The organism is Sedimentibacter sp. (assembly GCF_038562225.1).
Taxonomy (GTDB): domain Bacteria; phylum Bacillota; class Clostridia; order Tissierellales; family Sedimentibacteraceae; genus Sedimentibacter.
On the sequence record NZ_JBCFAS010000001.1, the window covers coordinates 354419 to 372440 of the forward strand.

An 18022-nucleotide genomic window follows, 5' to 3' on the forward strand; every position below is an offset into this window, starting at 1 on the left:
ATAACATGCTGATTAGCTTAAATATCAGCAACTTTGCTGTGTTTGAAAATGAAACCATAAGTTTTGAAAACGGATTTAACGTTTTTACCGGAGAAACAGGCTCCGGAAAATCTGTTTTGATCGATGCCATATCGCTTATACTGGGAGAGCGAGCTTCCAAGGACTTGATAAGGAAGGGAAGCAAAAGCGCTTTGATCGAAGCAATTTTTGACATATCAGGCAACAGGAATTTAAGCAATTTATTGAATGACAGCAATATTGAAATAAGCCAGGAAGATTTTCTTATTATTTCAAGAGAGCTGCTTGAGAACGGAAAAAGCATCAATAAGATAAACGGAAGAACGGTGCCACTGGTCACGCTTAAGGATGTGGGAAAATATCTTGTTGATATTTACGGCCAGTTTGGGCATGAAAGTCTTTTTAAAAAAGAAAATCACATAATACTTCTCGACAGTCTGGTCAAAAAGGAATTATCACCGCTGATTGTCGAATATTCCAGTCTTTTTTCAAGATATTCAGCATTATGCCGTGAAACAGACATCATCAGGGATAAGCTCGTTAACAAAGATTCGAAGATAGAACAGCTCAGCTTCGAAATAAGTGAAATAGACGAGGCAAACTTAAAAGAATTTGAAGAAGATGAACTGTTAAGGGAAATAAAGAAGCTTTCCAACATACAGGAGATAAAAAATTCACTGTACGAGGCCAACCGAATCATGGACAGCAGCGGAGGCCTGAATAACGTTTACAGCATCCTGAACAGGGTAAAAAGCTATGACCATAACCTTGAAAGTTTACTTTCAAGGCTTGACCTTTTTCTTGAAGAGATTCAGTTTTTTGCTCACGACCTTAGGTCATACACGGAAAAACTCGATGTTGATGAAGGCAGGCTCATTTCTGTGGAAGAACGCATGTCTCTTATAAACAGGCTAAAACGCAAGTACGGATATTCAATAGAAAAAATAGCAGAATACAGAAATTCTTCCATAGAAGAGCTTGAACTGCTAAAACAGGCTGAGTCAAGACTCAGAACATTGACGAAGGAAAAGGATGATGTTAATAAAAGCCTGTCAAAGTGTGCAGACTATATGTCAAACATAAGAAAACAGGCAGCAGCAAGGCTCGAAAGGGAAATTCTCAAAGAACTTGGTGATCTGAACATGAAAAACATCAGGTTCAAAGTCAGGATTGAAAAAAAAGGAAGCTTTTCTTCCGACGGTATGGACCAGGTGGAATTTTTAATTTCAACAAACGTTGGAAGCGATTTGAATTCTGTGCAGAAGGTTGTGTCCGGAGGTGAAGCTTCCAGGATTATGCTGGCATTCAAAAAAATATCAGGAGATGAGGAAAGTTCACAGACAATGGTCTTCGATGAAATCGACGCAGGCATAAGCGGCAGGACGGCGCAGATGTCCGGCATAAAAATGAACTTTATTTCAACTAAACACCAGGTAATCTGCGTGACACACTCACCGCAGATAGCTTCCATATCCCAAAACCATTTTCTCATAGAAAAGCATGTTGAAAACTCAAAAACTTTCAGCACGGTTAAAAAGCTTGATCTTGAGAAAAGAATCATGGAAGTGGCAAGATTGTTAAGCGGCATGAAAATCACGGACAAATCCCTGAACAACGCAAGAGAACTCATTGAATCAAACAGTGCTGCAATTTAGTTAATTGTTCAAGCGAAATTTACATTTATGCTTATTCCATAAAACTTTTGCCTTATGAAATTATTGTCAGTAAAATACATCCGTATAAATTTATAGGCGCGTGGAAAAATTAAAGATAAAACTTTAAGGAGAGCAAGATGAAAAATTTCGCTAGAAGAGTTTTATTCTTTATTTTTTTTATTGCCTTTCTTCTGACCGCAGTCTATTTCGGATTTGATCTCAAATCAAATCCTTATGTTTTAACCAAACTGGAAGAACCAGTTTTAGAATCTGAAGGCAGGTACATCATACCGGGAGGCCAGACCATCGGAGTTGAACTTAAAACCGAAGGAGTGCTGGTCGTAGGACTTGCCGACATAGTAAATTCAGAAAACTTATCCACATCTCCGGCTAAGCTATCCGGCGTGCATATTGGCGACAAGATTCTGGAAATAGACTCCTTGCTGGTGGAAAGCACAGAAGACATAATAAGGTATACGGAAATTGAAGGAGTAAAAACTTACATCTTCAAAATAGAAAGGGAAGGTCAGACTCTTTATGTTTCAATTACCCCTGTTCAGATTTACAAGAGCAGCGAAATAAAGTTCGGATTCTGGGCAAGGGACGACATCGCCGGAATTGGCACTGTGACATTTGTGGATCCTGAAACAGGCAAGTTCAGCGCCATCGGTCACGGCATATCCGATTCAGACACCGGCAACCTCATTGACATAAAGTCGGGAACAATCAAAAAGGCAAACATAACAAGCATAAAGCTTGGCAAAAAAGGCGAGCCCGGAGAAATCATCGGATACATCTTAAAGAACGAAGACAGCCTCGGTTATGTTGAAAATAACACTGATTTTGGAATATACGGCAGCATAAACAAAAAAAGCATGGGATACTTCAGCAGGAATCTTTTAGAGGTGGGCAGAAAAGAGGAAATCAAACTGGGTCCGGCTCAAATTTATTCTTGCGTGAATAACGAGATACAAAAGTACGACATAGAAATAACCAAGGTGTTTTATCAGAACAAACCTGATGAGAAAAGTTTCGTGATCAAAATCGTGGATGATGATCTGCTGCAGCTGACAAACGGAATCATACAGGGAATGAGCGGATGTCCGGTAATACAGAACAACAAGATAGTGGGGGCTGTAACCCATGTCTTTATGAATGACCCTACAAAGGGATACGGAATTTACATCGAATGGATTTTTGAAGAAATTTACGGAGCCACCCAATAAAAAATTCAATGAATTTCTAATATATTTGGTATAAATTTGTAAAATTGTAATATAATTAGAGTAAAGATATTGAAAAGCCCTGTATTTTAGGATATTGAAATAAATTATAAAAAAATAGAAAAAATTTTATAAAAAAAAAGGGTTTTTTAGATTATCTGCGTATATCTTATATGAGAAATATATTTTAATGGGGGATTGCTATGTTAAAGAAAGTAAGAGTGGTTATTGCAGACGACAACAAAGAATTCAGACTGATATTAAAGGATTTTTTGGTAAGCAAAAACGTTTTTGATGTGGTGGACATGGCGGATGATGGTTTGAAGGCTCTGGAAGCTGTGGAAAAGTATGAGCCTGACATCTTGATTCTTGATATCATCATGCCTCATCTTGACGGATTGGGTGTATTGGAAAAACTTCACAAGAAGGAGCTTAAGAAATTTCCTAAGGTTATCATCCTGTCAGCGGTTGGACATGACAAGGTTACTCAGAGAGCCATCAACATGGGCGTTGAGTATTACATAGTCAAACCGTTTAATTTTGAGTCATTTGCTGACAGACTAATCCAGATTTCTGAACTTGAAACATCAAAGGTTCAAAACAAGAACAAAGAAATTGCATACAATGAAAAAGTTAACGAGGAACTGAGCCTGGAGGTTAAAATCACTGAAATACTCCATGAGGTGGGGGTTCCTGCACACATCAAGGGTTACCAGTACTTAAGAACATCCATAATCGACGTGGTGAACAACGTGGAACTTTTAGGAGCAATTACAAAAGAACTGTATCCGATGATTGCCCAGAAGTACACTACAACTCCCAGCAGGGTTGAAAGAGCTATTCGACATGCCATTGAAGTAGCATGGACCAGAGGAAAAATAGAAACAATAAACAACATATTCGGATACACAATACACAACAACAAAGGTAAGCCCACAAATTCAGAGTTTATCGCCATGATAGCCGACAAGCTCCGACTGGAGCAGAAGGTTTCATAGATACAATAAATCTGAGGTATGTAATGCTTAATACTTGAAAGACATGGTTTTGGAATTATTATGATGATTTCATGCTCCTTGCTGCGGCAGGGAGCAACTTGTATGCATATTTCACAAATAGCTTGACAAAGACGTTTATTATTATTAAAATTAAGCGAACAATCAAATATATTTTGCAACGTTGATAACTTGAAATTGCAAGATTTTTGCGGGAGGCAATTTTGAATACTGAAATAACAGTAAAGAGCGAGAAAATCTTTGAAGGTAGAATAATAAATTTACGAGTCGACACAGTTGAACTTGAAAATCAGAAATATGCAAAAAGAGAAATCGTTGAACACAAAAATGCGTCAGCCATTGTTGCAGTTAATGAAAAAGATGAAATGCTTCTTATAAGACAATACAGAAAAGCTATTGAGGATTTCATCTACGAAGTACCGGCAGGCATCGTTAACATTGCTGAAGAACCTGAAGAATGTGCCTTGAGGGAACTGAAGGAAGAAACAGGCTATGAGGCCAAAAAAATAAAACTGATTTACGAATTTTTCACTTCACCTGGATTTACCAATGAAAAGATTTACCTGTACAAGGCAGAGGACCTTACATACACTTCAACTAAATTTGATGAAGATGAATGCATAGAGACCATTTCCGTCAACAGGGACGAAGCCAGAAAAATGCTGGAAACAGGAAGGATTACCGACAGCAAGACTCTGGTAGGAATGCTTCACTGGCTGAATTCATAACTAAAAAAGAGAATTAAACCTTCTGTACAAGCATATACTGTATAAAGCTTTCAGGAGGTTTTTTTATGAACAATACACTGAAAAAACTGGTTCAGTCGGAAAACAAAAGATTCTTGTATCTAGTGGCCATATTTATTGCAGCATTGTTTCTTTCGGCATTTCTATACGTTATCACGGGGCAGAAAAACATAGCCAGCATAAACTACGAGGCTATAAGCAGCATGTCTGTGATTGAGATTTTCCTCATGACCATAAAAAGGAACCTGGTATACTTTGCTGCAGTAATCTTGCTTACCATATTCGGCCAGAGTAAAATCATCGCGGGGATTTTCGGACTCACATGCGTTTACTACGGCCTGTCCGTAATATATCTCATAAGAACACTGAACATGGATATAAAGTACTTCATTCTGACCTTCACGGACTATTTTGTTTTTTTTCCTCTTCTGTTTTATTTTACATTTATTTCAAGCACCATATCCAAATATACAAAAAAGACAAAAAACATAGAGACTATTTCCCGCAAATTTGATATAATTGTAAACAGCTATATTAAGCTATCTTTAATATACATTATTTTTGTAACGGCATACAGCCTCGGCTACAGCTATTACATACTAATATTAAGCAGATTGTTGGTGGGATAATGGAAAATTGCATTGAAGCGTACAAGCAGTACCTGGATTCTAGACACCTGAGCCCTAACACAGTGAGCTCATACATGTATGATATTAACAGTTTCAAGGATTATCTGAGCGACGGCTACGGCCTTGACATTATTAAAACCAGGAAGGCTCAAATATTGACATATCTGGTAAATCTTCAGAAGCAGGGAAAGAGTTCTTCTACCATATCCAGAACTATTTCCGCCTTGAAGAATTTTTTTGATTTTCTTAAAAAGGAAAAGCTAATTGAAGACAATCCGGCCCTTAGCATTCACAGTCCTAAGCAGATCAAGAAAACTCCTTCAGTCCTTACTGAGGAGGAAATAAGTCAGCTTATGAAATCGGCCGATGCCACAACATTCAAAGGCAGCCGGGACAGTGCCATACTGGAGCTTTTGTACTCCTCAGGAATAAAAGTCACTGAACTGATAAGCATAAAAATCTGCGACATTAACCTCAGCGCCGGACTAATAAACATAGAAGGCAGCAAGGAAAGAATCGTGCCTTTGAGTCATTATGCCAAAGACGCAATGACCAACTTCCTGAACAACTTCAGAAGCACAAGGGTAAAAGACGACGTGGAATTTTTGTTTGTGAACATTACGGGAGAACCCATTTCGAGGCAGGGCATATGGAAAATACTGAAGTTTTATGAAAAGAAGGCAAATCTTAAGAAGGAGCTTTCTCCGCAGATACTAAGAAACTCATTTGCCGTCCATCTTTTGTCACACGGTGCGGATCTTGGAACCGTACAGGAGCTTATGGGCCTTTCAAGTTTTGCAGCAGCCCAGAACTATTTAAGCAGCGTCGAATTTAAGTCGCTTGAAGTGTTTAAAAAGACATTTCCGAGAGTATAATATAAGTGCAGATGCCAAATATTTGATTTGGCTTTGCAGCTACTGAGCGAGCAAGACAAGGATCTCACCTGAGGTCCTTTTATAGCTTAACCTAATAAAATACATATAGATAAAGGAGAACAATATGATAAACAGAGCAGTATTGATAGTGCTTGACAGCGTTGGAATAGGAGAACTGCCTGACGCGGCTGATTACGGCGATGTGGGCAGCAATACAGTCAAGAACATTTACAGGGAAGTTAAAAATTTTTCACTGCCAAATTTGGAGGAACTTGGCCTTCTTAACATAGACGGTTTCGAAGATATAAGAAAAAACACTTCATTCAAAGGTTCGGTTGCAAAATGCAGCGAAAGGTCAAAAGGAAAGGATACAACAACCGGGCATTGGGAAATAAGCGGTCTGGTTCTTGAAAAGCCGTTCCCAACATATCCAAAGGGGTTTCCGGATGAAGTAATACATGAATTTGAAAAAAGAACAGGAAGAAAAACCATAGGAAACTATCCGGCCTCAGGCACCGAAATAATAAAGGAGCTGGGCCAGGAGCATGTTAATACCGGTGATCTCATCGTGTACACATCTGCAGACTCTGTTTTTCAGATTGCAGCCCATGAGGAAGTTGTTCCTCTTGATGAACTTTACAAAATATGCGAGATTGCAAGAGAAATTCTGCAGGGAGAACATGGCGTAGGTAGAGTTATAGCAAGGCCATTCACAGGGACCGAAGGCAATTTCACAAGAACAGGAAACAGAAGGGACTTTTCTCTTGTTCCTGCTAAGGATACTTTGCTTGACTACATCAAAAAAAGCGGTAGAGAAGTATATGCCATAGGTAAAATTGAAGACATATTCGTCAATAAAGGAATAACAAGGTCAAACCATACAAAGAACAACAGCGAGGGAATAAAAGCCACCATAGAAGCATTGAAAGAAGATTTCAGCGGTCTCATATTCACAAACCTTGTTGATTTTGACATGATTTACGGGCACAGAAACGACGTAGAAGGTTATGCAGAAGCACTGAAGTACTTTGATGACAAGCTTCCTGAAATAATTGAAAGCCTCAGGGATGATGATGTGCTCATCATCACAGCCGACCATGGATGCGATCCCACGACCGAAAGCACGGATCATTCAAGGGAGTATATTCCGCTCATATTCTACGGAAAACACATAAAAGAAAGCAACAACCTGAATATTCTTGACACATATGCTTCCATAGGCAAGACAATCCTTGACTTCTTCGGCATCGAAAATGATATTGAAGGTTCAAGCGAAACGGGAAATATTCTCCTTTGATTGTCCAGGAAATAGACTAAATTTAAACAATTTCGACAAAATGCAACTTTTAGAGTAATTTCCAATCAATAGGAAGGCAGCTGTCAAGATTGCATTACTTTTGAATATAACAATGAAATATGGTTATCATAATTCATAAAAAGGAGGTATTTTTATGAAGAAATTTATAGCCATATTTTTTTTGATGCTCATGGCTGCCAGTGTCCTAACGGTTCCGGTATATGGTTTGGCAATAACACCGGAAAGCCTTCAGTCACGTTCGGCAATACTCATCAACGCAGACGACGGGCAGGTATTGTTTGAAAAAAGCAGCAATGACAAGATGGCTCCTGCCAGCATCACAAAAATAATGCTCTTGGTATTGATTTCAGAGAAGATGGACAGAGGGGAAATAACCCTGGAACAGGAACTTACCATTTCCGAGAATGCCGCAGGCATGGGCGGCAGTCAGATATATCTTGAAGAAGGTGAAACTCAAACTGTCGAAAACATGCTAAAGGCTATATCCATGCGTTCAGCAAACGATGCATCAGTGGCAATGGCCGAGTTTTTGTTCGGCTCGGTTGAAGGCTGCGTTAAAGCAATGAATGACAGGGCAAGGGAACTTGGAATGAACGACACAAGCTTTATGAATGTGACAGGTCTTCCTGATCCAAACCATTTGACAACGGCTCATGACATAGCCGTAATGACTAAAGAGTTACTGAAGTATGATTATGTAAACAAATACATGCTAACATGGATGGATTCCGTCTATGTAGGAAAAGAAAAGGATTCAGAACAGGTGCTTGTAAACACAAACAGGCTCATAAACAACTATGACGGCCTGCTGGGCGGCAAGACCGGTTTTACCAACGAGGCAAAGTACTGCCTTTCAGCAGCTGCCAGAAGAAATGACACAACACTCATTGCTGTTGTTCTGGGCAGCGACACTACAAAGATCAGATTTGCTGAAATCCAGAAGCTGTTAAACGAAGGATTTGCAAATTATAAAAACATAATCTTCCACTCAAGGGGAGATGTTGTCACAACCGTTCCTGTATACTGTGCAAAAGATGAAAGCTTCAATGTGGTGAGCAAAGAAAATATCTATTATTTTACAGAAAGTAATTGCAAGGTTGAGGATTTTACTTTAGAATATGAAATAGATGAAAATCTGAAGGCACCACTTGGTTCTGAAGTTCCCATAGGTAAGGCGGTCTTATACAAGGAAGGAAAGGTCCTTGGAGAATACCTTTTATACCCTGAGAAAAACATCGACAAGGAAGGTTTCTTCAGTTTCTATCTGAACAATGTGCTAGAGAACATAATTAAATAACAGAGGATAAAAGATGGAATATTCCGTAAACATAAACGTATTTCAAGGGCCCTTCGATTTGTTGTATCACCTGATAGAAAAAAAGGAAATCGACATATACGATATTCCCATTGCAGAGATAACAGACCAATACATTGAATATCTTGAACAGATGATGCAATTCAACATGAATGTGGCCAGCGAATTTATCTTGATGGCTTCAACGCTGATCGAGATCAAATCGCAAATGTTGCTGCCGCAGAAGGAAAAAAGCGAAGATCCCAGACAGGAACTGGTAAACCAGCTGCTTGAATACAAAATGTTCAAGGATATTTCCGAAAAACTGAAGAAGTACGAAGACGAAAGCAGCTATTATTATTCCAAGCCCAAGGAAGAGATGGCTCTAACAACCGATGCAAGGGTGGAGCAGCTCTCGCTGAATGAAGTGAACATATATGAGCTGTACAATGTGTTCTTGTCGCTGATAAAAAATCAAAACATAAAGGTTGTTGCAGAGGACAGCTTCAAGGTGTACAGAGAAAGTTACAGCGTGAAGGACTGCGTGGACGAACTTTTGAAGAAAATAAAATCTGCCGGACGCGTATCGCTGTTTTCAACATTCAGAGAAAAGCATAACCTATCCAGGGAGTATGTCATCACAACATTTCTTGCGATGCTGGAGCTGTCAAACAAGCACGGAATGAAAATTTATCAAAACGATACATACAGCGATATAATAATAATTGCTGCATAGGAGAACAAATGAACATTAAAAGTGTGTTGGAAAGTTTGCTTTTTGCCTGGGGAGAACCTTTGAACCTCAACGAAATATCAAGGATACTGAACATGTCGTCAGGCAACATATCAAACGTATTGGATGAAATGATGGAGCAGTTTTCAAAAGATGAGGACAGAGGTCTGACTATACAGAAGTTTGGAAACTCATATCAGTTAACTACAAAAAAAGAAAATTACGAATACATTCAAAGCCTGTTGCAGACTACGGTGAACAAGAGCCTTTCTACCGCTGCCATGGAGACTTTGTCCATAATAGCTTACAAACAGCCTGTAACCAAGGTTGAAATAGAGCTTATTCGCGGAGTTAAATGCTCCAACGTAATAAAAGGCCTTCTTGACAAAGGCCTTATCAAGGAAGTGGGAAGGCTCGACAAACCGGGAAGACCTGCAATTTATTCCACAACTGATGAATTTTTGAGGCATTTTGGTTTGAATTCAATCAATGAGCTTCCTGCACTAAGCATAGAATCAGAAGAGGAGAAAAAAGCAACGTAGGACGTTGCTTTTATTTTACGATGATAATAGGGATTATATTATTTGCAGTTGGGGGACTGATATTTTTGTATTTCAACCTGAAGATTATCTTCAAGGTCAATATGGCCGCTTCATATGCAGAGTTAGATGTTGCCGTCATATTTTTCAGGAAAAAACATTTCTATTGCATGAAGGTGGTTTATACCGATTTCATTGGGAAAATTCTTCACAGATACAGGCGAACCAAGTCAGTTGAAAAGGTCAAATCACATTTCGACTATTTGTATTATGTGAGAAAATACGGAAGAAAAGCAATGAAACGTTTTATTGTGAAGAACATATTGTTCTATCCGGAGTGCCTTGGAAATTCTTCAACATTGGCAATCGAATTTGTGGTTGTCAATAACATATTGAAAAAATCGCTGCTGAACGGTTAATGTTATATTTCTCCGATTTTTGGGAATACTGTATTAAAACATACCAGAAAGGGGATAAAAATGAGCAACGACATTGAAAGCATCATAAGAACAACTCTTGACAACATCAACAGCCTTACAGAAAACGAAAAGCTTATCAGCAGCAAAATAACCTACGATGATACAAATTACCTGGCAATTTCAAAGCTAAACATGAATTTTGTCATTGGCGGAAGCGAAATAGACAAAAAATTCAAGACAGTGGATTTAAAGCCTTTTGCAGGAGCAGCCTACGTAAATCTGCAGCTTAATCCGCAGGTTTTGATTTATGAAACGCCGGCAAAGGATGTAAGGACCATCAACATCAATAATGAAACAAACTCAATGGATTTGACGTCATCAGTAATGAACATCATGTCCTTCATAAAGGATGCAAGGGAGAAGAAGGACTGTGAAGTTTAAGTTTTTAAAAACGCTTGCAATGACGGCTGCAATTTTGCAGTCCGGAAGCATCATGACAATTGCTGAAGCCATTCCTGACGTTTCCGCACAGTCATACATAGTAATAGATGCTGATTCCGGAAGAATAATAGGTTCAAGGAACGCAGACCAGAAGCTTCCCATCGCCAGCACCACAAAAATAATGACTTCAATACTGGCTATTGAAAATGCCGGAAACCTTAACAAAAAAATAGAGGTGCCTTCCATCTGTGCCGGAATAGAAGGCTCAAGCATTTATCTTAAACCAAGGCAGATGGTGTCTGTAATAGACCTTTTATACGGGACCATGCTGCGCTCCGGTAATGATGCGGCAGAAACGCTGGCTGCCTTTGCTGGCAGGAACAGCCAGGAAGGTTTTGTAGACATGATGAACCAGAAGGCCGTTGAAGTAGGGGCATACAACACAAATTTCATGAATCCCAGCGGACTTCATGATGATAATCACTATTCAACAGCATATGATATGGCCGTAATAAGCCGATATGCAATGAAAAATGATGTATTCAGAGAAATAGCTTCTACGGTGAAGTATAAGGCACTGAGCCTGGGAACAGTCTTGTACAACAAGAACAAGGTCGTGTATGAGTACGAATACGGAAGCGGTATAAAAATAGGATATACGAAGGCGGCAGGCAGATGCCTGGTGGCATCTGCTAAAAAGGACGGTACGGAAATAATTGTGGTTGTTCTCAATGACCAGAACTGGTTTAACGACAGCTACAGAATTTTCGACTGGGCTTTTGAAAACTATAAATCATATTTTATAGCAGAAAAAAATCAATATGCCGGAACATCACCTGACGGTAATCCTGTATTTGTTGATCAAGATTTCAGTTATCTTCTGACTGAGGATGAAAATGGAAAAGTACGGTTCGAGACAGAATATTGTGTTCCTCACAAGTTAAACAGCGACAGCGGCACGATTTACGGAACCTACAAAATTCTGCTGGGAGAAGAGGTTATACACACAGGAAAACTGATTGGTTACAATTAAGAATTAAGAATGAAGAGTGAAGAATTGATTGAAAAATTTAGGCAGAGCCTAAATTTTTTTCCTTTAATTCTTAATTCTTAACTCTTAATTCTTAATTATTAGAGCTCTTAATTGTCATTACGGCGTTGTAACTGCTGTCAATTTGTGTTATAATGAACTATAATTTATATGGGGCAGGAATATATGGAAGAAGAAAGATTACAGAAATACATGGCACGATGCGGTGTGGCTTCAAGGCGAAAAGCAGAGGAGCTTATTGCAGGCGGCAGCGTTAAAGTCAATGGGATTGTTGTGACGGAACTCGGTACAAAGATTCATCCGTCAATCGACGTAGTGACAGTTGATAATAAAAGAATTACAGAAGAGAACAACTTCATCTATATAAAGCTATACAAGCCTGAAGGCTGCGTGACCACAGTGAAGGATCAGTTCGGCAGGAAGACTGTTCTTGACTTTATTGACATAAACGAAAGGATATATCCCATCGGCAGGCTTGACTACAACACATCGGGGCTTTTGCTTCTTACAAACGACGGTGAAACAGCAAACAAACTGCTGCATCCTAAATTCCACATTTTTAAGACCTACCTGGCTGAAGTGGAAGGACAAATCAGCGACGAAGCAATTATCAGACTTAAAAATGGTGTTGAAATAGAAGATTACAAGACAGCGCCCGCCAAGGTGAAAATCATAAGGCGAACGTCATACGTCTCCACCGTGCAGATAAGCATTTATGAAGGAAAAAACAGACAGGTACGAAAAATGCTTGATGCCGTAGGGCACAAAGTGAAGTCCTTGAAAAGAATATCCTTTGGAAAAATAGGCCTTGATGGGTTGAAACCCGGAACATGGGCTTATTTGAAGGATGAGGAAATAAATTTCTTGAAAAACGGACAGGAGGGTTAAAATGGATAACGCAAAATACGGAAAGATTGTTGATTTTGTACACATGCTTATTAAAACAAGCTACAACGGGAAGGAAAATCTTCAGTTTGTGGATGCTACGTGCGGAAACGGCTTCGACACATTGTTTTTAAGCAACACCGCAGGACCGGGAGGCAGCGTTAAATCTTTTGACATTCAGCCCCAGGCCATAGACAGGACTCAGTCTCTTCTTTCAGCTAACAAAAAATACGATAACTTTAATGTAATAATGGATTCCCACGAGTTTATCGGAAAATATGTTAGCGGAAAAATCGACGCCGCTGTTTTCAATCTGGGATACCTTCCGTACTCTGACAAAACTGTGACTACAGACCCCGAAACCACGGTGAGGGCTATCGGAAATCTTTTGCCGCAGCTTGGCGATGACGGGAGAATATACATAACAAGCTATGTTACACACGATGTTGGCCATGAGATAAAAGACGTTATGGACTTTTTATGCTCACTGGACAAGAAGGAATACAACGTAATACACATACGAATAACAAACAAAGATAATAATCCGCCGGAATTATTTATAGTGGAGAAAAATGCATGATAGGCATAAACGCCATCATGCATTTTTCTTAGCTGATATATGTTTAACAGCTTTGGCAAGCGATTTCACGAGGCAATTTTGCATTTTATGAATTTCCTCTTGCATTTTATATTTTTTCTGAAATATTTCTTGCAAAAATAAAAAAATGTGCTATGATTTAGTTACGACAGAACCAAAGGGAGGGTAATATGTCTGATACAAAACGTCTTCTGCAGAACAAAGACTGGTGCAAAGGCTGCGGCGTGTGCGTAGGTTTTTGTCCAAAGCAGGTATTAAAAATTGTAAATGAGAAGTGCGTTATAGCGAATCCGGATGCTTGCATCTATTGCGGACAATGTGAGCTCAGATGTCCAGACAATGCTATTTACATAGGAGGAAATGAAGATGAGTGAAAAGAAATACAAGTTGCTGCAGGGCAATGAAGCATGCGTAGAAGGTGCATTGGCTGCCGGCATGAGATTTTTTGCAGGATATCCAATAACTCCGTCTACAGAAATTGCTGAAATTTCCGCTCAGAAGCTGCCTCAATTCGGAGGAAAGTTCATTCAGATGGAGGACGAGCTGGCAAGTATGGCTGCCATCATAGGAGGATCTCTTACAGGTCTGAAATCAATGACTGCCACCAGCGGACCGGGCTTCTCGCTCATGCAGGAAAATTTAGGATACGCCGCAATAACAGAAATACCATGTGTAATAGTCAATGTTCAAAGAGGAGGTCCAAGCACTGGTATGCCTACTTCCCCGGCACAAGGTGAAATCATGCAGGCAAAGTGGGGAACTCATGGAGACCATCCGGCAGTTGCTCTTACACCAAATTCTGTTCAGGAAACATACGAGTATGCTATTGAAGCCTTCAATATTGCTGAAAAATACAGAACACCCGTCATATTGCTCATGGATGAAACAGTGGGTCACATGAGAGAAAAAATAGCCTTCAAGGACCCTTCAGAAATCAAAGTGGTAAACAGAAAGAAACCTAACTGCAAGCCTTCAGAATACAAGGCTTACAAACCGGATGACGACATGATTCCGCCTATGGCTTCCTTCGGAGAAGGATACAGGTACCATGTAACCGGTCTTACACATGATGAAACGGGATTTCCCACAAACAACAATGAAGTTTCCGGTCGTCTTGTTCAAAGAATAGTTGACAAAATAGAAAACAACATAGATGACTTGACTTACTATGAAGAATATGAAATGGAAGATGCCGAAATAGCAATCATTGCTTTCGGAGGAGTTTCCAGAGCAGCAAAAAGTGCCATAGATGAAATGAGAAAGAACAACGTCAAGGTCGGCATGTTCAGACCTATAACAATCTGGCCATTTTTAGAAAAACAGATTAAAGATCTTTCGGAAAAGGTAAAGGAAATTTACGTTGCTGAAATGAACCTTGGTCAGTACTTCCTGGAAGTTGACCGCGTTGCAGGCAAAAAATGTCCTGTGAAGAAGATCAACAAAATAAATGGAGAGATTATCACTCCTAAAGAAATAGCCAATGCCGTGATGGGAGGTAGAGAATAATGAGCGAAAAAAACTGCAGTGAATTGACACAGAAATATTTCAGAGTAGACAAACTTCCTCACATCTGGTGCCCGGGCTGCGGCCACGGCACTCTGATGAACACGGTTGTAAGAGCAATAGAAAAGCTCGGCCTCAACAAGGACGAAGTAGTTGTGGTTTCAGGAATAGGATGTTCCTCAAGAGCTCCCGGATACCTTGACTTCAACACTTTACACACCACACACGGAAGAGCACTGGCTTTTGCCACAGGCATAAAACACGCAAATCCGAAGCTTCACGTTATTGTAATCATGGGAGACGGTGACAGCTCTGCAATAGGCGGAAACCACCTTATACATGCTGCAAGAAGAAACATAGATATAACAACCATTGTGTTCAACAATAACATATACGGTATGACCGGAGGACAGTATTCTCCGACAACTCCATTTGGTGACTTTGCAACTACCGCACCTTTCGGAAACATTGACAAGCCTTTCGACCTCTGCAACCTGGCTCAGGGAGCAGGTGCAACTTATGTAGGACGAGGAACGGCTTACCATGCTCCTTTAATGCAAAAGCTCATTGAGAACGGATTGAAGAACAAAGGCTTCTCGTTCATTGAAGGACTCAGCCTTTGCCCCACATACTACGGCAGAAAGAACAAGAAGGGAAATGCGCTTAAGATGCACACATTTCTGAAGGACAACTGTGTGGATATTAAGGTAGCTGAAAAAAGTCCCGAAAAGGCAGAAAACAAAATACTTATCGGAGAATTTTACAACAGCCCGAAACCTGAGTACACCGAGAGCTACCAGGTTATAATAGACAAATTTCAAAACAAATAAGGAGACTGAAATGTTTGATAAATTAGAATTGAGGCTCAGCGGCTCCGGTGGACAGGGAGTAATACTTGCAGCAATTATTTTGGCAGACGCCGCAATTGAGCAGGGAATTAACGCTATACAGACTCAGTCTTACGGCCCGGAAGCAAGAGGGGGCTCCAGCAAGGCAGAGGTAATAATCAGCAGGGGTGAGATAAAGTTCCCTAAGGTTACAAACGCCAACATTTTATTGGCACTCACACAAAACTCCTACGATAAATATATTGCATCTTTAGACAAAAATGGTATACTAGTTGTTGATGAAAGTGTTGAAGTTAACATGGAAGCACCATATACCATCCACAGGCTTCCCATTTTGGACACAGCGCAAAACAAACTGGGTACTCACATGGTTTCCAACATAGTTTCCGTAGGTGCGTTGTATGCACTTATTGGAGAAGATGTAATCAGCAAGGACGTAATGATTAAATCAATTACTGATAGGGTTCCGCCTGTGACTGTTGAAAAAAACATCAATGCTTTCGAAGAAGGAATAAAACTAATTCGAGGATAAAAAATGAACAATACCAATGATTTAATCAGTATCATAAAAAGCAACTACCACAAGTTCAGCAAAGGCCAAAAACAAATTGCTCAGTTTATCATCGACCACTACGATAAGGCTGCTTTCATGACTGCTGCCAAAATCGGAGAAACAGTGGACGTGAGCGAGTCCACAGTGGTTCGTTTTGCCAGCAGCATCGGATATTCCGGATTTCCGGAGCTACAAAAGGCTTTGCAGGTCCTGATCAAAAACAAGCTCACAACTGTTCAGAGAATCGGTCTCGACGATGACATTGTAAACGACAAGGATAAGCTCCACAAAAAAATCATCAAGAATGAAATGAACAACATGCGCTACATGTTTGAGGACTTTGACATTGAGGCTCTTGACAAGGCTACTGATATCATTATGAAGGCAAACAAGGTTTATATACTTGGACTGCGTACATCATCGACGCTTTCCAACTACCTGGGTTTTTATCTTGACGTAATACTTGACAACGTAAAGGTATTGAACAACAGCGGTGTAAACTCCCTTTATGAAGAAATAATAAGAATAAAGGAATCAGACGTTCTAATTGTAATAAGTTACCCCAGATACTCGAAGATAACGATAGATGCCACGAAATTCATAAAGGAACACAAGGCTAAAATAGTTGCAATAACGGATACTGAAGCTTCTCCTGTATACAGCATAGCAGATGTTTCGCTGCTTGCCAAAAGCAACATAGTGTCATTCATAGATTCACTGGTTGTTCCTCTTGCGATGATAAACAACCTCATCATAAACATAGGATTGCAGGAAAAGGATGACATAGTCGAATATTACAACAGGCTGGAAGAGCTTTGGGACAACAACAGCATCTATCAGAACGACAAAAACTGATTAAAAGGACATTTAATGTCCTTTTTTGAATTCATTTATTTTATCTCCTATGCAAATAGCAATTATTACATTATAATTATAGATGTGATTGCAGCTAAAAATAATACAATGAGGTGATACAATGGACCGGGAAAGGAAAATTCTTCTCGTGGATGATGATAGAAGAGTTGTAAGGATGCTCGAAGAATATATGAAGCTTTATGAATTTAAAACTGTGTCTGCTTATAATGGAAGAGATGCATTGGCTTTTTTTGATGAATCCGTAGACTTGATTGTATTAGATATAAACATGGAAGATATCAATGGAATCGAAGTGTGCCAAAAGATAAGGGAAAACACTAATGTACCGATAATCATACTAAGTGCAAACGCTTCATCATTTGATAAAATAAAGGCTTTGGGCGTTGGAGCAGATGACTATGTTGTTAAGCCATTCGATCCGTTGGAACTGATTGCAAGAATAAAGGCTCATATAAACCGCATAGAGCGATATAAAGCATCCAAAACACCGGAAACACCCATAGAATTTGATGATATTAAAGTTTACCGCAATGCTTACAAGGTTACAAAAAACGGTAATGAGATAAGCTTTTCAAATACGGAATTCAGGCTTCTCGTATATTTAATTGATAATGCTTTCAATGCCGTAACAAGGCAAAAAATACTTAAGGATATCTGGCAAAGCGATCTGTACGATGAAAATATTATTAACACATATGTAAAAAGGATACGTGTAAAGCTTGACGATATCAGCAACAGTGAAAAATACATAAAGTCAATACGCGGTGTCGGCTACATGTTCGAAGCAAAGTTCAAATAATAT

The 18022-nt window shown here is 39.5% G+C and carries 21 protein-coding genes; all 21 read left to right on the top strand.

Annotated features, from left to right (window positions below; translation table 11 throughout):
• The first annotated feature begins 5 nt into the window (after positions 1–5).
• The 21 genes from recN (at position 6) to AAGU76_RS01815 (ending at position 18019) form a co-directional block, all read left to right on the top strand.
• Positions 6–1673 carry a DNA repair protein RecN gene (gene recN, locus AAGU76_RS01715; RefSeq protein ID WP_342483704.1) on the top strand — a complete coding sequence of 556 codons (1668 nt, stop codon included), beginning with the start codon at positions 6–8 and terminating at the stop codon, positions 1671–1673.
• A gap of 137 nt (positions 1674–1810) precedes the next feature.
• Positions 1811–2899, top strand: a complete 1089-nt coding sequence (gene spoIVB / locus AAGU76_RS01720) for a SpoIVB peptidase (RefSeq protein ID WP_342483705.1) — start codon at positions 1811–1813, stop codon at positions 2897–2899.
• A gap of 200 nt (positions 2900–3099) precedes the next feature.
• The gene (gene spo0A, locus AAGU76_RS01725; protein ID WP_342483706.1) at positions 3100–3894 is read left to right on the top strand and encodes a sporulation transcription factor Spo0A; all 795 of its coding nucleotides are present in this window, start codon (positions 3100–3102) and stop codon (positions 3892–3894) included.
• A gap of 221 nt (positions 3895–4115) precedes the next feature.
• Positions 4116–4640, top strand: a complete 525-nt coding sequence (locus AAGU76_RS01730) for an NUDIX hydrolase (protein WP_342483707.1) — start codon at positions 4116–4118, stop codon at positions 4638–4640.
• A gap of 65 nt (positions 4641–4705) precedes the next feature.
• Positions 4706–5287: a hypothetical protein gene (locus AAGU76_RS01735; RefSeq protein ID WP_342483708.1), complete on the top strand. Its 582-nt coding sequence runs from the start codon at positions 4706–4708 to the stop codon at positions 5285–5287.
• On the top strand, positions 5287–6162 hold the full coding sequence (locus tag AAGU76_RS01740; protein ID WP_342483709.1) for a tyrosine-type recombinase/integrase: 876 nt from the start codon (positions 5287–5289) through the stop codon (positions 6160–6162). Before AAGU76_RS01735 ends, AAGU76_RS01740 begins: the two co-directional genes overlap by 1 nt.
• Positions 6163–6286: 124 nt before the next feature.
• On the top strand, positions 6287–7459 hold the full coding sequence (locus tag AAGU76_RS01745) for a phosphopentomutase (RefSeq protein ID WP_342483710.1): 1173 nt from the start codon (positions 6287–6289) through the stop codon (positions 7457–7459).
• A gap of 154 nt (positions 7460–7613) precedes the next feature.
• Positions 7614–8777 carry a D-alanyl-D-alanine carboxypeptidase family protein gene (locus tag AAGU76_RS01750; protein WP_342483711.1) on the top strand — a complete coding sequence of 388 codons (1164 nt, stop codon included), beginning with the start codon at positions 7614–7616 and terminating at the stop codon, positions 8775–8777.
• Between the two features lie 13 nt (positions 8778–8790).
• Positions 8791–9510: a segregation/condensation protein A gene (locus tag AAGU76_RS01755; RefSeq protein WP_342483712.1), complete on the top strand. Its 720-nt coding sequence runs from the start codon at positions 8791–8793 to the stop codon at positions 9508–9510.
• Positions 9511–9518: 8 nt separating this feature from the next.
• A complete protein-coding gene (scpB, locus tag AAGU76_RS01760; protein ID WP_342483713.1) occupies positions 9519–10049 on the top strand; it encodes an SMC-Scp complex subunit ScpB in 531 nt (176 codons plus the stop codon).
• Positions 10050–10114: 65 nt separating this feature from the next.
• Positions 10115–10465 carry a hypothetical protein gene (locus AAGU76_RS01765; RefSeq protein ID WP_342483714.1) on the top strand — a complete coding sequence of 117 codons (351 nt, stop codon included), beginning with the start codon at positions 10115–10117 and terminating at the stop codon, positions 10463–10465.
• 60 nt (positions 10466–10525) lie between these two features.
• Complete coding sequence (locus AAGU76_RS01770) at positions 10526–10906, top strand: hypothetical protein (RefSeq protein WP_342483715.1); 381 nt, start codon at positions 10526–10528, stop codon at positions 10904–10906.
• Positions 10896–11939, top strand: a complete 1044-nt coding sequence (locus AAGU76_RS01775) for a D-alanyl-D-alanine carboxypeptidase family protein (RefSeq protein ID WP_342483716.1) — start codon at positions 10896–10898, stop codon at positions 11937–11939. The genes AAGU76_RS01770 and AAGU76_RS01775 overlap by 11 nt, the downstream gene beginning before the upstream one ends.
• A gap of 183 nt (positions 11940–12122) precedes the next feature.
• On the top strand, positions 12123–12845 hold the full coding sequence (locus AAGU76_RS01780) for a pseudouridine synthase (RefSeq protein WP_342483717.1): 723 nt from the start codon (positions 12123–12125) through the stop codon (positions 12843–12845).
• A 1-nt stretch (position 12846) separates the two neighbouring features.
• Complete coding sequence (locus tag AAGU76_RS01785) at positions 12847–13422, top strand: class I SAM-dependent methyltransferase (RefSeq protein WP_342483718.1); 576 nt, start codon at positions 12847–12849, stop codon at positions 13420–13422.
• A 188-nt stretch (positions 13423–13610) separates the two neighbouring features.
• Entirely contained in the window at positions 13611–13814 is a 204-nt protein-coding gene (locus AAGU76_RS01790; protein WP_342483719.1) for a 4Fe-4S binding protein, read from the top strand.
• Positions 13807–14946 carry a 2-oxoacid:acceptor oxidoreductase subunit alpha gene (locus AAGU76_RS01795; protein ID WP_342483720.1) on the top strand — a complete coding sequence of 380 codons (1140 nt, stop codon included), beginning with the start codon at positions 13807–13809 and terminating at the stop codon, positions 14944–14946. Before AAGU76_RS01790 ends, AAGU76_RS01795 begins: the two co-directional genes overlap by 8 nt.
• Positions 14946–15773 (top strand): 2-oxoacid:ferredoxin oxidoreductase subunit beta, encoded by an 828-nt coding sequence (locus tag AAGU76_RS01800; protein WP_342483721.1) that lies wholly within the window; start codon positions 14946–14948, stop codon positions 15771–15773. The genes AAGU76_RS01795 and AAGU76_RS01800 overlap by 1 nt, the downstream gene beginning before the upstream one ends.
• Positions 15774–15783: 10 nt before the next feature.
• Complete coding sequence (locus tag AAGU76_RS01805) at positions 15784–16323, top strand: 2-oxoacid:acceptor oxidoreductase family protein (RefSeq protein ID WP_342483722.1); 540 nt, start codon at positions 15784–15786, stop codon at positions 16321–16323.
• A gap of 3 nt (positions 16324–16326) precedes the next feature.
• A complete protein-coding gene (locus AAGU76_RS01810) occupies positions 16327–17199 on the top strand; it encodes a MurR/RpiR family transcriptional regulator (protein WP_342483723.1) in 873 nt (290 codons plus the stop codon).
• A gap of 121 nt (positions 17200–17320) precedes the next feature.
• Complete coding sequence (locus AAGU76_RS01815) at positions 17321–18019, top strand: response regulator transcription factor (RefSeq protein WP_342483724.1); 699 nt, start codon at positions 17321–17323, stop codon at positions 18017–18019.
• Positions 18020–18022 lie beyond the last annotated feature (3 nt).

What these genes read in the sequence shown, in the direction of transcription:
- AAGU76_RS01750 (WP_342483711.1), top strand. Translation starts at nt 7,614, where the DNA reads ATGAAGAAATTTATAGCCATATTTTTTTTGATGCTCATGGCTGCCAGT.
- AAGU76_RS01805 (WP_342483722.1), top strand. Translation starts at nt 15,784, where the DNA reads ATGTTTGATAAATTAGAATTGAGGCTCAGCGGCTCCGGTGGACAGGGA.
- AAGU76_RS01770 (WP_342483715.1), top strand. Translation starts at nt 10,526, where the DNA reads ATGAGCAACGACATTGAAAGCATCATAAGAACAACTCTTGACAACATC.
- AAGU76_RS01790 (WP_342483719.1), top strand. Translation starts at nt 13,611, where the DNA reads ATGTCTGATACAAAACGTCTTCTGCAGAACAAAGACTGGTGCAAAGGC.
- recN (WP_342483704.1), top strand. Translation starts at nt 6, where the DNA reads ATGCTGATTAGCTTAAATATCAGCAACTTTGCTGTGTTTGAAAATGAA.
- spoIVB (WP_342483705.1), top strand. Translation starts at nt 1,811, where the DNA reads ATGAAAAATTTCGCTAGAAGAGTTTTATTCTTTATTTTTTTTATTGCC.
- spo0A (WP_342483706.1), top strand. Translation starts at nt 3,100, where the DNA reads ATGTTAAAGAAAGTAAGAGTGGTTATTGCAGACGACAACAAAGAATTC.
- AAGU76_RS01735 (WP_342483708.1), top strand. Translation starts at nt 4,706, where the DNA reads ATGAACAATACACTGAAAAAACTGGTTCAGTCGGAAAACAAAAGATTC.
- AAGU76_RS01740 (WP_342483709.1), top strand. Translation starts at nt 5,287, where the DNA reads ATGGAAAATTGCATTGAAGCGTACAAGCAGTACCTGGATTCTAGACAC.
- AAGU76_RS01800 (WP_342483721.1), top strand. Translation starts at nt 14,946, where the DNA reads ATGAGCGAAAAAAACTGCAGTGAATTGACACAGAAATATTTCAGAGTA.
- AAGU76_RS01755 (WP_342483712.1), top strand. Translation starts at nt 8,791, where the DNA reads ATGGAATATTCCGTAAACATAAACGTATTTCAAGGGCCCTTCGATTTG.
- AAGU76_RS01780 (WP_342483717.1), top strand. Translation starts at nt 12,123, where the DNA reads ATGGAAGAAGAAAGATTACAGAAATACATGGCACGATGCGGTGTGGCT.
- AAGU76_RS01815 (WP_342483724.1), top strand. Translation starts at nt 17,321, where the DNA reads ATGGACCGGGAAAGGAAAATTCTTCTCGTGGATGATGATAGAAGAGTT.
- AAGU76_RS01795 (WP_342483720.1), top strand. Translation starts at nt 13,807, where the DNA reads ATGAGTGAAAAGAAATACAAGTTGCTGCAGGGCAATGAAGCATGCGTA.
- AAGU76_RS01810 (WP_342483723.1), top strand. Translation starts at nt 16,327, where the DNA reads ATGAACAATACCAATGATTTAATCAGTATCATAAAAAGCAACTACCAC.
- scpB (WP_342483713.1), top strand. Translation starts at nt 9,519, where the DNA reads ATGAACATTAAAAGTGTGTTGGAAAGTTTGCTTTTTGCCTGGGGAGAA.
- AAGU76_RS01785 (WP_342483718.1), top strand. Translation starts at nt 12,847, where the DNA reads ATGGATAACGCAAAATACGGAAAGATTGTTGATTTTGTACACATGCTT.
- AAGU76_RS01745 (WP_342483710.1), top strand. Translation starts at nt 6,287, where the DNA reads ATGATAAACAGAGCAGTATTGATAGTGCTTGACAGCGTTGGAATAGGA.